We start from the raw sequence: 13,498 nt of genomic DNA, 5'->3' as shown, positions 1-13,498 counted from the left end.
TCGAGCACATCGAGCGCGCCCTTGAGTGAGCCTGCGCGCTGCCGGAGGGGCGCCTGGCTACGCCAGCCCCCTCCGGGCCACCGCCGGCGGACGCCAGCCCGCGATCGTCGCCACCATGTCGAGCACCTGCCGGGTCTCGGCCACCTCGTGGACCCGGTACACCCGCGCCCCCAGCCACGCCGAGACCGCGGTCGTCGCCAACGTGCCCACGACCCGCTCCTTCACCGGCCGGTCCAGCGTCTCCCCGACGAAGTCCTTGTTGGACAGCGACACCAGCACCGGCCATCCGGTGGCCACCATCTCGTCCAGCCGCCGGGTCGCCTCCAGGCTGTGCCGGGTGTTCTTCCCGAAGTCGTGCCCGGGATCGATCAGCACCGACTCCCGCGGCACCCCGAGCGCCACCGCACGCTCGGCCAGTCCCACCGTCACCCGGAGGATGTCGGCCATCACGTCCTCGTACGCCACCCGGTGCGGCCGGGTCCGCGGCCGCGCACCGCCGGCGTGCGTGCACACCAGGCCCACGCCGTGCCGCGCGGCGACCTCCGCGAGAGCGGGGTCCACGCCGCCCCACGCGTCGTTCAGCAGATCCGCGCCCGCCGCGCACACGGCCTCGCCCACCTCGGCCCGCCAGGTGTCCACGCTGATGACCACGTCCGGGAACCGGCGCCGTACCTCCGCCACGAAACCGACGGTGCGCCGCACCTCCTCCTCGGGCGTGACCTCCTCGCCGGGACCGGCCTTGACCCCGCCGATGTCGATGATCGCCGCGCCCTCCGCCACCGCCTGCTCCACGCGCGCCAGCGCCGGTTCGTCGCGGAAGGTGGCCCCCTGGTCGTAGAAGGAGTCCGGGGTCCGGTTCACGATCGCCATGATCACCTGCTCGTGCGGCCCGAATTCCCGCTTGCCCAGCCTGAGCATCCCCTGTGACCTCTCCTCGTACATCCAGGTACCACCCCGCACCCATCCCGGTACGTCCCGCTGCGGAGCCGCCTGTGACCCTAACTGTCAGACTCGCATGGCACGATCGGACCCTGACACTTTCGACACCGAGCACATCGGGTGCATCGAGCACACCGAGCCTGGGGAGCCGGCGATGGTTATGTTCTTGTTCCTGGTCATCGCGCTCGCCGTGGTGGTCGCCGCGGTGACGCTGGCCGTGGTCGGCGGCGGCGAGCGCAGCCCGCTGCCGGAGGCGGCACCGCAGCGGCTGCACGACCCGCTGCCCGTGGACCGCCCGGTGGGCCACGCGGACGTGGAGTCGCTGCGCTTCCCGGTCACCGTCCGCGGCTACCGGATGGCGGACGTGGACGACGCCCTGGGCCGCGTCGCCGCCGAACTCGCGGAACGGGACGCCCGCATCGCCGACCTGGAGTCCGCCCTGGCCGGCGCCCGGACCGCCGGGCACATCCGGCTGGACAAGCCCGCGGACCCGGGGGAGCTGCGATGACCGACGGCACCGCCGTGGCCGGCCCGGACGGCGCGCTGCGCTGCCCGTGGGCGCTGTCCACCGAGGACTACGTGGCCTACCACGACGAGGAGTGGGGCCGGCCGGTCCACGGCGACGACGCCCTGTTCGAGCGGCTCAGCCTGGAGGCGTTCCAGTCGGGCCTGTCCTGGATCACCATCCTGCGCCGCCGGCCGGGCTTCCGGGCCGCGTTCGCCGAGTTCAGGATCCAGAAGGTCGCGGCCTTCACCGAAGAGGACCGCGAACGGCTCCTCGCCGACCCCGGCATCATCCGCAACCGTGCCAAGATCGACGCGACGGTCGGCAACGCACGCGTGCTCGCCGACTGGTCCCCGGGCGAGCTGGACACCCTGATCTGGTCGTACGCACCGGACCCGGCGACCCGCCCGGCCCCGAAGACGGTCTCCGACGTTCCCGCGGTCACCCCGGCGTCGACGGCCCTGTCGAAGGACCTGAAGAAACGGGGCCTGCGCTTCGTCGGCCCGACCACGGCGTACGCGCTGATGCAGGCATGCGGCCTGGTCGACGACCACCTGGAGGCGTGCGTCAGCCGCACCGCCCCGGCCGGCAGCGGCCGGCCCACCGGATCCCGCGCCGGGAACCCGCGCGGCACGGCATAGGCCATGCGTACGGCACAGGTCCCGCGCAAGGCATGGGCCATGTGCCCGACGGGGCCACGCGCACGACGGGAGCCGATGACCGCGCCCCGAAGGGCGCGGGCAACCGGGCGATCGGGCAACCGCGCGATCGTGCCCGAGGCCGCCGCGGACCGGCGGACGACGGCCGGACGACGGCCGGACGACCGCCCGTCACGTCCGTCCGCGGAGCGCTCAGCGGCCCAGGTACTTGGGCTTCTCCTTGTTCACGAACGCCTTCACCGCGATGGTGTGGTCCTCGGACAGGCCCGCCCTGGTCTGCAGTACGCCCTCCTCCTCCAGCGTCTCGTCGAGGGTGTGCGTGAGCCCGTACGCCACGGCTTCCTTGATCGACGCGTACGCCACCGTCGGCCCCTCGGCGAGGGCCCGGGCCACCTTCTCGGCCTCGGTCCGCAGCTGGTCCGCGGGCACCAGCCGGTTCGCGATGCCCAGTTCGTACGCCTCCTGCGCCGTGATGCTGCGCGGGAAGAACAGCAGGTCGGTGGCGCGGCTCGGGCCGACCACCCGGGGCAGCGTCCAGGAGATGCCCGAGTCGGCGGTCAGCCCGACACCCGCGAACGACGTGTTGAAGGCGGCGGTCTCGGCCACCACCCGGTAGTCCGCCGCGAGCGCGAACCCGAACCCGGCCCCGGCCGCGACCCCGTTCACCGCCGCGACGACCGGCTTCGGCGCGCCGGCCAGCGCCCGCACGATCGGGTTGTAGTGCTCCCGCACGGTGGTCATCGTCTGCTCCGACCCGGCGGCCAGCAGCCCGACGTGCTCCTTGAGGTCCTGGCCCACGCAGAACGCCCGGTCCCCGGCGGCGGTCAGCAGCACGGCCCGCACCGCGTCGTCGTCGGCCGCGGTCCGCGCCGCCTCCCGGAGGGCGACCTTGGCCGTGACGTTCATCGCGTTCATCGCCTCGGGGCGGTTCAACGTGATCGTCGCGAGCCCGTCGCTCACCTCGTACAGCACGGTGTCGGCCATGGGAGATCCCCTCCGGTGTCGCCGTCCTGACGTACCGCTTGGTACGCCCTGTCCGAGGACAGCATGGCGGAGATCTCCGCACCGGGGGCGGACCCGACGTGTGACCTGCGTCAAGCAATTCCCGGCGGGATCGCGCCAGGGGCGGCGGTGCGGTGGCGCAGTATCGCAGCCACATCGCCGAATTGGGTGGTTTTGCTCGCGCGCGTTGTCCAAGCGATGCCGACTGATGTTGGTCATCGGGTCCTGGGATGCGGGATAATGGCTTGGAAGCAATGTGTTCGATGCCGGTGCCGCGGGTCTCTTCCGGAGCGCGCGTGCCCCTTCCGGGGCCGTCGGCAGACGATGAGCTGGTTTCAGGAAGGGGAACGAGCATGGCGGCCATGAAGCCGCGGACGGGCGATGGCCCGCTCGAGGTGACCAAGGAGGGGCGGGGCATCGTCATGCGCGTTCCGCTCGAAGGCGGCGGTCGGCTCGTCGTCGAGCTGACCCCTGACGAGGCCGAGGCACTGGGCGACGCCCTCAAGAAGGTCGTCGTCTGACGCGGAAGCGACCATACTCTTTCGGCTGCCCCGGCACACCTGCGGTGCCGGGGCAGCCGCATTCCCGGTCACCGCTTGACGGCGCAGAGCAGCCCGTCGCCCACCGGCAGCAGCGACGGCATCAGCTCGGGCATCTCGCGCACCGTGCGCAGCAGCTCCCGCAGCCGCAGCACCTCGGTGGGCTGCGGACCCGAATCCACGGTCCGGCCACTGGCGAAGACGCCCTCGAAGGCCACCAGGCCGCCCGGCCGCAGCAGGCGCAACGATTCAGCTAGGTAGTCGAGGTACTCCAGCCGGTCACCGTCGCAGAAGACGAGGTCATAGCCCGCGTCGGCCAGCCGGGGCAGCACGTCCAGGGCGCGGCCCGGGATGAAACGGGCCCGGTTGCTGGCGAAGCCGTAGGCGCGGAACGCCTGCCGGGCGAACTGCTGGTGCTCCGGCTCCGGGTCCACGGTGGTCAGCACGCCGTCCGGGCGCATGCCCTGCAGCAGATGCAGTCCGGACACCCCGCAGCCGGTGCCGATCTCCGCCACCGCCTTGGCGTCCACGGTGGCGGCGAGCATTCGCAGCGCGGCGCCCGTGCTGGGCGTCACCGAGCGCAGCCCTGCCTCGCGGGCCCGCTCCCGGGCCCAGCGCAGCGCGTCGTCCTCGGCGACAAAGGCGTCGGCGAACGCCCAGCTCGTCTGCCGGTTGCCGGTAATGGCCCTCTCCCGTCCCCGTGATTGCCTGGGCGTGACTGTATCCGTTGGCCCGGGAACCCGCTGATGGGACCGTGCGTTTAAAGGGGGGAGAACGAGAGCGGCGGGGGAACACGGGGGGGCAGGAGTGGACAGGGACGACGAGGAAGCGCTGACGCAGCCGCATGAGCCGTATCAGCCCAGATCAAATTCTCGTAAAACCACTTATCCGGAGCTAACGGGCGAGGTGGCTATGGTAGGGGCTCCACTGGACACCACCAGAGCCGACAGGGGAGGTGCGGCTGCGCCTGAGGATCGGGGAGGAGTGCTTCGGCGCTTCCTCGGGTCGGCGGGCAAGCCGAAATCCGTGAACGACACCGCTGCTGACCACAGCCACGCCGGCCAATCCGCCGCGGGCGGGACCCAGACCGCGACCTTCGCCACCGACGCGGACGGGCAGGCATGGACTCCGCCCACGTGGGAGGAGATCGTCAGCATGCACAGCGGCCGGGTCTACCGCCTCGCGTACCGTCTCACGGGCAACCAGCACGACGCCGAGGACCTCACCCAGGAGGTCTTCGTCCGGGTCTTCCGTTCCCTGTCGACGTACACGCCGGGCACCTTCGAGGGCTGGCTGCACCGCATCACCACGAACCTCTTTCTGGACATGGTCCGGCGCAAGCAGCGCATCCGCTTCGACGCACTCGGCGACGACGCGGCCGAGCGCCTGCCCAGCCGCGAACCAACACCGCACCAGGTCTTCAACGACGCACACTTCGACGCGGACGTCCAACAGGCCCTCGACACCCTCGCGCCCGAGTTCCGCGCCGCGGTCGTGCTGTGCGACATCGAGGGACTGTCGTACGAGGAGATCGCCGCGACCCTCGGCGTGAAGCTCGGCACGGTCCGCTCCCGTATCCACCGTGGCCGCTCGCAGTTGCGCAAGGCCCTCGCCCACCGCTCCCCGCAGGCCCGGGCCGCCGGGCGCCGTTCCTTCGTACCCCGTGTTCCGGCGCTGGGAGGAGGGGGCGCGACCGCGTGAGTGGATCACGACCGAAACCTGCGGAGGGACACCTCGCAGAGGAGCATCTAGGAGACCGGCTCTCCGCCCTGGTGGACGGAGAGCTGAGTCATGACGCGCGCGAGCGCGTCCTCGCGCACCTGGCCACCTGCGCCCGGTGCAAGGCCGAGGTGAACGCCCAGCGGCAGCTGAAGCACGTCTTCGCGGAGACAGCACCGCCACCGCCCTCCGAAAGCTTCCTGGCGCGCCTGCAAGGGCTTCCCGCCAGCGGCGGGGGCACGCACGGCGGCTCACCGCTGGACGGCGCGTTCCCCGGCGGCTCCGCGCCGGGAATCTTCGACGTCGGCCGGGAGGACCGGTTCGAGTTCAGCTACGTCCCGGTGGGCCCGCTCGCCCCGTGCACGGACGAGGACCGCGGCTTCCGCATCCACCTCGTCGGCCGCCCCGGCACCGCGGACCGGTCCGCCTCGCGCGGCAAGCGGTTCGCGTTCGCCGCCGCCGGGGCGGTGTCGCTGGCCGCGGTGGCTCTCGGCGGTGTCACCGCCGGTCTCCCCAGTGACACAGTGGCGGACGCCCGCGGGGGCACCGGCAGCGTGACACCGGCACGCACGGCGGGTACGGGGGCGTCCGCGGCCTCCGAGGCCCAGCGCCGCCGCCCTGCCGTTCCGTTCGGCCAGGGCACTCGGGTGGGTGAGACACCGCTCGTGCTGACCTCGATGTCCGCGCCGCTGCTGCCCGGCGTACCCGCTCAGGAGCCGCCCCCGGTGGTGGAGGCGGACGCACCCCACCTGGCGCCGCTGATACGTCCGTTCGGGACCCCGCCGATCTCCCTGGTCTCCTGGTCCACCGCCCCCGGGCTGGCCCCGACCGGCCTGCTCGCCGTACCCGTCTCCGACATGACGTCCGTCCCGTCCGTCCCCTCCCTGTCTCCTTCCACGACCCTCTCTTCCTCCTCGTCCCCCGCTTCCTCAGTCGCTCCCTCCGCGCGCCCGGCTCCCTGACCGGCGACTGCGCGGCTGCCCGCGAACCTGGTTGAATCCTGTGAGGCCGTGCCCGCGGTGCCGTCCCGGGTACGGGGGCCGACGATGCGCGGCGGGCCGCCCGAGCGCCCGGCCACGGCAGCTGTGGGGAGAGCATGGACGAGCGGAAGCCGGCCCCGCCCGGGGAGGCAGCGGAGAACACACCGACACCGGCCGCCGGACCCGAAGGCGACTTCGAACTGGCCCGGCCGACCGCCGGGGCCGACGCCGGGAACGTCGCCATCGAGAGCACGGGTGCCGCGCGCGGTGACGCCGAGCCTGAAGGTGCCGCGGAGGCGGGCGCCCGACCGGAGCGCGACGACGGCCGTGTCCAGGAGCCCGCCGGTCGGGACAAGCCCCTGCACGACCCTGATCCGTACAGCACCCCGCCCTACGGCGAGCCCGGCCCCTGGGCGCCCGCTCCGCCGGTCCGGCACCCCGCGACGACCCCGGTACACGGCACGGCCGTCGCGGATGCGGGCCCGGGCCATGGCGCGGCCGGCCTGGACGCGGTCCCGGTCCCGGTGACTGCCTCCGGTTCTGGTGCGGTGGTTGCGGCTCCGGCCCCGGTGGTGGCTCCAGCGGCGGCGGAGGGGCCGGGCGCGGCTGCTTCGGCCCCGGCCGCGACCCCGCCGTCGGCGGAAGCGGCCCCGGCCCCCGCCCCGCCGCCGGCGGAGGTGTCAGCCCCTGGCTCTGCCGTTCCCGCCCAAATCCCGGCGCCTACCTCGGAGGCCACCGGCTTCGCCGGCCGTCCCGCGGATCCGGTTCCGCCGGCGGACCCGCACCTCCTGCCGGACCCTGACCCGCACTCCGGCCAGGACCAGGACTCGTACCCGTACCTCAACGAGGGCCAGGACCCGTACCCGAGCCAGGACGCGAACCCGCAGCCATACCCGGACCAGGACCCGCAGCCGGGCCCCTGGCACCGTTACGACCCCTGGGCGGCCCCAGCCCCGGCCCCGGTTTTGGCCCTCGCCCCGTTCCAGCAGAGCGGTGCCGTCGTGCTCACCGAGGGGCAGCGTCGCCGCCGGGTGCGGCGGGCGCTGGTCGGTGGTGCCCTGGCGCTGGCCCTGGTCTGCGGTGGCGCCGGCGGCCTCGTGGGGGCGTATCTGGAGCGCAACGGCGGAATCTCGGAGGTCCATCTGCCGCAGGCGGGCCGGGAGCCCGCCGACCGGCCGGCCGGCAGCGTGGCCGGGATCGCCGCGAGGGCCCTGCCGAGCGTCGTCACGCTCCACGTGGCCGGCCGCGGCGAACAGGGCACCGGCACCGGCTTCGTCCTCGACACGAACGGCCACATCCTGACCAACAACCATGTCGTCGAGCCCGCCGGGCCGGGCGGCGACATAACGGTGGCGTTCAGCGGCGGCGAGAGCGCCAAGGCCCGGGTGGTCGGCCGGGACAGCGGCTACGACCTGGCGGTCGTCCAGGTCAAGGGCGTACAGGGGCTCAAGCCCCTGCCGCTCGGCAACTCCGACAACGTGCAGGTCGGTGACCCTGTGGTCGCCATCGGCGCCCCCTTCGACCTCGCCAACACCGTCACCTCGGGCATCATCAGCGCCAAGGGGCGGCCCATCACGGCGGGCGGCGAGAGCGGCGAAGGCGGCAAGGTGTCGTACGTCGACGCGCTGCAGACCGACGCGCCCATCAACCCGGGCAATTCCGGCGGCCCACTCCTCGACACGCAGGCCAGGGTCATCGGCATCAACTCCGCCATCCGCTCCGCCGACGACGGCTCCGACACCCTGGACGGCCAGGCCGGTTCCATCGGGCTGGGCTTCGCCATACCCGTCAACCAGGCCAAACGGGTCGCCGAGGAACTGATCAACGACGGCCGGGCGACCCACCCGGTGATCGGGGTCGCGCTCGACATGGCCTACACCGGCGACGGCGCCCGGATCAGCACCGAGGGCAGTGACGGCCCCGCCGTCACCACCGGCGGCCCCGGTGACCTGGCCGGGCTCCGGGCGGGTGACGTCATCACCGAGGTCGACCGGCAGCGCGTCCACTCGGGCGACGAGCTCATCGTCAGGATCCGTGCCCACCGCCCCGGCGACCGCCTCGTCCTGACCGTGCAACGCGGCGGCGAGGAGAAACGGATGTCGCTGGTACTCGGCTCGTCAGAGCAGAACTGACAGAAACCTCACCTTGGGACAGTACCGGTCGGACGGGAACGCCGGGTACCGTGGACCCGGCCCGGACCACGGAAACACCCGCACCGACACCCGAGGGCCGAGGACCGAGGACATCGCAAGGAGCTTCAGGTGTTCAATGACATAGGACCGCTAGAGCTGGTGACGATCGTCGTGCTCGCCGTGCTCATCTTCGGTCCGGACAAGCTCCCCAAGGTCATCCAGGACGTCATGCGGACGATCCGCAAGATCCGGGAATTCTCCGAGAGCGCCAAGGAAGACATCCGCAGCGAGCTGGGTCCCGGGTTCAAGGACTTCGAGTTCGAGGATCTCAACCCCAAGACGTTCATCCGCAAGCAGCTGGACAACGACGATCTTGGACTGAAGGAGATCCGCAACGGCTTCGATCTGAAGAAGGAGATGGCCGAGGTCACCGACGCGGTCAACAGCCGCGACGGCGACAGCTCGTCGTCTTCGTCGTCGGCGGGTTCTTCGGGGAGCTCCGGTGGCCGGGTCGACATGACCAAGAAGCCCGAGGACGCGGGCAAGGACGACCGCCCGCCCTTCGACGCGGACGCCACCTGACCGTACGGCCGTACCCGCGGCACGCCGCCGCACACCCCACGTCCCGATGCGACTGCGCATCGGGACGTGATCTGTTTCATACCGTGCACGTCGTGCGTGTGACCTGAACCCGCCGTCCGCGCGACCCACGCACCGGGTGATTTCCCGGCTGCCCGGACCGGTGTGGATATGCTGCCGAGTTGTTGTGCGGACCGGACGAGTACGCCCGAAGGGGGGCGGGCCGCCCCGGTCCGACGAGAGCGAGGAGGCGTCCGGCACATGGAGACGACAAGTGGGGCGGTCGCGCAGGCGTCGGCCGCGGAGGGCCGACGGCAGCTCTCCGCCGCGCGGCGCACGGTCGACGGCTACCTGCTGGCGCCCTTCCCCTGGTACGGCCTCGACGAGGCGTTCACGGGGCCGCGCTGGCTGATGCAGGTCGGTACGGCGGCGGACGGCGCGGTCGAGCACGGGTCGATCGGGCAGGGCGACGAACCCTCCGTCAAGAACGAGTACGCGGTCGGCTCCGCGGGCGAGCCCCGGGAGAAGTTCGCGGTCGTGGTGACCGTCGCCGCGAACCCGTCCCGGCGCAGCGCCGACGGCACCGGGCTGCTGGAGGCCACGTCGGTCTCCTCGGCGGCCTGGCTGGCCGGGGTGGGACTGCTGTCGTTCACCTGGCCGGGCCAGATGGACCACACCCTGCGGGACGAGTGGCTGGAGCAGCAGACGGAGACCGCCTGGGCGCTCGCCGACGATCTGTCCGCTCCGGTGTGGTCGACGCTGTCGCTGCCCGTGGACGGTGCGCCGGTGTCCTTCCACTACCGGGAGTCCGAGTTCGGCTGGGTGCTCGCGGGTTCCACCCGGGAGGGCGTGCATCTGGGGGCGTACGGGCGGGGGATGAGCGCGTACGGGCTTGGCTTCGCCATGATCAAGGACATCCGCGCGTACGCCTAGCCGGCGGGGCTTGGCGGGGGCTCGGGGCGCCGTATTCGGGTGGGTTCGGCGCCCCGATGCCGGTGGGGTGGGGGCGGTTAGTGGGGTGGAGCGGGGGCGTTGCGGTGGGGTGGCTGGTGCGGGTTGTGGGTGGCTGGGCGCGCAGTTCCCCGCGCCCCTATCGGGGCTCCAGTGGGCCGCGTTTGTTCGGGAACCCGGGATCCCCGCGTCCCTCCCGGAATCCCAGAAGCCCGCGTCCCTTCCGGGTGCGGGCTCCTGGGGTTCGGATTCGGTGCTGGGGGATCAGAACTTGTTGCGTGGGGTGATGCCCAGGGACAGGCCCGCCAGGCCGCGCTGCCTGCCGCCCAGCTTGCCGGCGATTGCGTGCAGAGCCGCGCCCGCGGGGGAGTCCGGGTCGGTCAGGACCACCGGCCTGCCATCGTCGCCGCCCTCGCGGAGGCGGACGTCGATCGGGATGCTGCCGAGGACCGGGACCGTCGTGCCGGTCGTGCGGGACAGGCCGTCGGCGACCGTCTGACCGCCGCCCGTGCCGAAGACGTCGACCATCTCGCCGCAGTGCGGGCAGGGCAGGCCCGACATGTTCTCGACCACGCCGACGATCTTCTGGTGGGTCTGGACGGCGATGGAACCCGCGCGCTCGGCCACCTCGGCCGCGGCCTGCTGCGGCGTCGTCACGACCAGGATCTCCGCGTTCGGGATCAGCTGGGCGACGGAGATGGCGATGTCGCCCGTACCCGGCGGCAGGTCGAGCAGGAGGACGTCCAGGTCGCCCCAGTACACGTCCGCCAGGAACTGCTGGAGCGCACGGTGCAGCATCGGGCCGCGCCAGACGACCGGGGCGTTGCCCGGGGTGAACATGCCGATGGAGATGACCTTCACGCCGTTCGCGGACGGCGGCATGATCATGTTCTCGACCTGGGTGGGCCGCCCGTCGGCGCCCAGCATGCGCGGCACGCTGTGGCCGTAGATGTCGGCGTCGACGACACCGACCTTCAGACCGTCGGCCGCCATCGCCGCCGCCAGGTTCACCGTGACCGAGGACTTGCCGACGCCGCCCTTGCCGGACGCGACCGCGTACACCCGGGTGAGGTTGCCCGGCTTGGCGAACGGGACCTCGCGCTCGGCCTGGCCGCCGCGCAGCGACGCCGCCAGCTCCCTGCGCTGCTCGTCGCTCATCACGTCGAGGGTGACGGCGACGCCGGTGACACCGTCGACCCGGGAGACCGCCTCCGTCACGCGCCGAGTGATCGTGTCGCGCATCGGGCAGCCGGAAACCGTCAGGTACACGGTGACCGCGACCGCTCCGTCCGCGCCGATCTGTACCGATTTGACCATCCCCAGTTCGGTGATGGGCCGGTTGATCTCGGGGTCGTTCACCGTCGCCAGTGCTTCGCGCACACTGTCATTCGTGGGGGTGACATCAGGCCTGTCGGCAGCCATCGGTCTTCCTTCACTACTAGTCTCCTGCCCGTGCCGCAAGGCGCTGGACAGGGCTTGTCCGTCATGAGGACGCGGAAGCGTTCGAGTGAGAAGCCGCTCCTTCGGGAGAGGCGGAGTCACAAGGACGATGTTACGGCGTTCGTCCGGCCTGAACGTCAGGAACCGTCTTCCGGCACGGTGGAGGTCCGGTGTTCCACGATCTCGTCCTGGAGGTCCTGGAGCTCGGATCTGATCCAGTCCCGGGTCGCCACCTCGCCCAGCCCCATCCGCAGCGCCGCGATCTCCCGGGTCAGGTACTCGGTGTCCGCGATGGACCGTTCGTTCTGCCTGCGGTCCTGCTCCAGGTTGACCCGGTCGCGGTCGTCCTGCCGGTTCTGCGCCAGCAGGATCAGCGGGGCCGCGTAGGACGCCTGGAGGGACAGCACCAGCGTCAGGAAGATGAACGGGTACGGGTCGAAGCGCAGGAAGTGCGGCGCGGTGATGTTCCACACCAGCCACACCGCAATGACGATCGTCATCCAGACGATGAAGCGCCACGTGCCGAGGAACCGGGCGACCCGCTCCGACAGCCGTCCGAAGGTCTCCGGGTCCCACTCGGGAGTGATCCGGCGCCGGCGCGGGCGCGGCTGGTCGAGACGGTAGAGACGGGGCGCACGGGACCGCCTGCCGGCGGCGGTGGCGCCCGCGGGGGTGCGCTCGCGGGCGCCGTCGCGCTCAGGTGCCATGCGCGGCCCTCCCCTCGTCCAGGTGGAACTCCGTCTCCCGCCAGTCGTCGGGCAGCAGGTGGTCCAGGACGTCGTCCACGGTCACCGCGCCCAGCAGCGACCCGGACTCGTCGACGACCGGCGCCGCGACCATGTCGTACGTCGCGAAGAACCCGGCGACCACCGGCAGCGACGCGTCCGGGGCGAGGACCTGCAGGTCGTCGTCGACCAGCGAGCTGCACAGGGTGTACGGCGGGTCGCGCAGCAGGTGCTGGAAGTGGACGGTGCCCAGGTACTTGCCGGTCGGGGTCTCGTCGGGCGGCCGGCACACGTAGACCTGGGCGGCCAGGGCCGGGGACAGATCGGGGTTGCGGACGCGGGCGAGGGCGTCGGCGACGGTCGCGTCCGGCCGCAGCACGATCGGCTCGGTGGTCATGAGCCCGCCGGCCGTGTGCTCCTCGTAGGACATCAGGCGCCGCATGTCGGCCGCGTCGGCCGGCTGCATCAGGCTCAGCAGCCGCTCCTTGTCGTCCTCGGGCAGTTCGCCGAGCAGGTCGGCCGCGTCGTCCGGGTCCATGGCCTCCAGGATGTCGGCGGCCCGTTCCTCCTGGAGTTTGCCGAGGATCTCGATCTGGTCGTCCTCCGGCAGTTCCTCCAGGACGTCGGCGAGACGGTCGTCGTCCAGGGCGGCGGCGACCTCGGCACGCCGTTTGGCGGACAGGTGGTGCAGCACGTTGGCCAGGTCGGCGGGGCGCAACTGCTCGAAGGTGGCGAGCAGGTTCTCGGCGCCCTGCCCGTGCTCCTCCAGGGAGAACCCGTCCACGGCCGACCACTCCACGGTCAGCGTCTCGCCGCCGCGCCTGCGGAAGGCGCCGCCCTTGCGCCCCTTGCGCACGAAGACGCGCTCGACCTCCCAGTCCCGGCGGGCCGGCAGATGCTGCACCGACAGGTCCAGGACGGTGACCTCCTCGCCGCTCTCGGCGAGCGTGACACGGCGGTCGAGCAGTTCCCCGAAGACGAGCCGTTCGGTGGGCCGCTGTTCGAAGCGCCGGACGTTGAGCACCCCGGTGGTGATGACCTGGCCGGACTCGATGCTGATCACCCGGGTCATGGGGAGGAAGATGCGGCGCCGGGTGGACAGTTCGACGACCAGGCCGAGCAGGCGCGGCGGACGGCGTCCGACGCGCAGCATGACGACGAGGTCCCGCACACGGCCCACCTGGTCGCCGTTCGGGTCGAAGACGGGGATCCCGGCGAGGTGCGAGACGAAGATCCGGGGGGCGCCGGCTGCCATGACTGTGCTTCCTCGGCTTCCTTGGGCCTTCTTGTGCTTCCTGGGGTTCCTGGGGTTCCTGGGTTTCCTGGGC

Annotated in this window: 14 protein-coding genes; 8 read left to right on the top strand and 6 right to left on the bottom strand. The window is 72.1% G+C overall.

The window, feature by feature from the left end:
- Window positions 1-57: 57 nt before the first annotated feature.
- Complete coding sequence (gene folP / locus ACFYPJ_RS10960) at window positions 58-918, bottom strand: dihydropteroate synthase (RefSeq protein ID WP_389014035.1); 861 nt, start codon at window positions 916-918, stop codon at window positions 58-60.
- A 175-nt stretch (window positions 919-1,093) separates the two neighbouring features.
- Between folP and ACFYPJ_RS10955 the strand changes: the two genes are divergently transcribed.
- Both ACFYPJ_RS10955 and ACFYPJ_RS10950 read left to right on the top strand, forming a co-directional pair.
- Window positions 1,094-1,447, top strand: a complete 354-nt coding sequence (locus tag ACFYPJ_RS10955) for a DivIVA domain-containing protein (protein ID WP_389013735.1) — start codon at window positions 1,094-1,096, stop codon at window positions 1,445-1,447.
- Window positions 1,444-2,085: a DNA-3-methyladenine glycosylase I gene (locus ACFYPJ_RS10950; RefSeq protein ID WP_389013732.1), complete on the top strand. Its 642-nt coding sequence runs from the start codon at window positions 1,444-1,446 to the stop codon at window positions 2,083-2,085. The genes ACFYPJ_RS10955 and ACFYPJ_RS10950 overlap by 4 nt, the downstream gene beginning before the upstream one ends.
- Window positions 2,086-2,295: 210 nt before the next feature.
- Here the strand turns inward: ACFYPJ_RS10950 and ACFYPJ_RS10945 are convergent, their stop codons facing one another.
- Window positions 2,296-3,087 carry an enoyl-CoA hydratase/isomerase family protein gene (locus ACFYPJ_RS10945; RefSeq protein WP_389013729.1) on the bottom strand — a complete coding sequence of 264 codons (792 nt, stop codon included), beginning with the start codon at window positions 3,085-3,087 and terminating at the stop codon, window positions 2,296-2,298.
- 371 nt (window positions 3,088-3,458) lie between these two features.
- Between ACFYPJ_RS10945 and ACFYPJ_RS10940 the strand changes: the two genes are divergently transcribed.
- A complete protein-coding gene (locus ACFYPJ_RS10940; protein WP_018544333.1) occupies window positions 3,459-3,626 on the top strand; it encodes a DUF3117 domain-containing protein in 168 nt (55 codons plus the stop codon).
- A 68-nt stretch (window positions 3,627-3,694) separates the two neighbouring features.
- On the opposite strand, the gene ACFYPJ_RS10935 is transcribed toward ACFYPJ_RS10940, so the two are convergent.
- Window positions 3,695-4,327: an O-methyltransferase gene (locus ACFYPJ_RS10935; RefSeq protein ID WP_389014032.1), complete on the bottom strand. Its 633-nt coding sequence runs from the start codon at window positions 4,325-4,327 to the stop codon at window positions 3,695-3,697.
- A 301-nt stretch (window positions 4,328-4,628) separates the two neighbouring features.
- Between ACFYPJ_RS10935 and sigE the strand changes: the two genes are divergently transcribed.
- The 5 genes from sigE to ACFYPJ_RS10910 all read left to right on the top strand — a co-directional run bounded on the left by sigE (window position 4,629) and on the right by ACFYPJ_RS10910 (window position 9,987).
- Window positions 4,629-5,345 (top strand): RNA polymerase sigma factor SigE, encoded by a 717-nt coding sequence (sigE, locus tag ACFYPJ_RS10930; RefSeq protein ID WP_389013726.1) that lies wholly within the window; start codon window positions 4,629-4,631, stop codon window positions 5,343-5,345.
- A complete protein-coding gene (locus ACFYPJ_RS10925) occupies window positions 5,342-6,325 on the top strand; it encodes a zf-HC2 domain-containing protein (RefSeq protein WP_389013723.1) in 984 nt (327 codons plus the stop codon). Before sigE ends, ACFYPJ_RS10925 begins: the two co-directional genes overlap by 4 nt.
- A 134-nt stretch (window positions 6,326-6,459) precedes the next feature.
- Window positions 6,460-8,475: a trypsin-like peptidase domain-containing protein gene (locus ACFYPJ_RS10920; protein WP_389013720.1), complete on the top strand. Its 2,016-nt coding sequence runs from the start codon at window positions 6,460-6,462 to the stop codon at window positions 8,473-8,475.
- Window positions 8,476-8,604: 129 nt separating this feature from the next.
- Entirely contained in the window at window positions 8,605-9,057 is a 453-nt protein-coding gene (locus tag ACFYPJ_RS10915) for a sec-independent translocase (RefSeq protein WP_389013717.1), read from the top strand.
- 258 nt (window positions 9,058-9,315) lie between these two features.
- Window positions 9,316-9,987 (top strand): hypothetical protein, encoded by a 672-nt coding sequence (locus ACFYPJ_RS10910; protein ID WP_389013714.1) that lies wholly within the window; start codon window positions 9,316-9,318, stop codon window positions 9,985-9,987.
- 282 nt (window positions 9,988-10,269) lie between these two features.
- Here the strand turns inward: ACFYPJ_RS10910 and ACFYPJ_RS10905 are convergent, their stop codons facing one another.
- The 3 genes from ACFYPJ_RS10905 to ACFYPJ_RS10895 form a co-directional block, all read right to left on the bottom strand.
- Complete coding sequence (locus tag ACFYPJ_RS10905) at window positions 10,270-11,427, bottom strand: Mrp/NBP35 family ATP-binding protein (RefSeq protein ID WP_389013711.1); 1,158 nt, start codon at window positions 11,425-11,427, stop codon at window positions 10,270-10,272.
- Window positions 11,428-11,582: 155 nt separating this feature from the next.
- Window positions 11,583-12,152, bottom strand: coding sequence for a DUF1003 domain-containing protein (locus ACFYPJ_RS10900; RefSeq protein ID WP_389013708.1), 570 nt, complete (start codon window positions 12,150-12,152; stop codon window positions 11,583-11,585).
- Window positions 12,142-13,425: a magnesium transporter MgtE N-terminal domain-containing protein gene (locus ACFYPJ_RS10895; RefSeq protein ID WP_389013705.1), complete on the bottom strand. Its 1,284-nt coding sequence runs from the start codon at window positions 13,423-13,425 to the stop codon at window positions 12,142-12,144. The genes ACFYPJ_RS10900 and ACFYPJ_RS10895 overlap by 11 nt, the downstream gene beginning before the upstream one ends.
- Between the last annotated feature and the right edge of the window lie 73 nt (window positions 13,426-13,498).

It is taken from the genome of Streptomyces sp. NPDC006012 (assembly GCF_042871185.1).
Taxonomy (GTDB): domain Bacteria; phylum Actinomycetota; class Actinomycetes; order Streptomycetales; family Streptomycetaceae; genus Streptomyces.
This window is presented reverse-complemented; position numbering and strand designations above follow the sequence as displayed.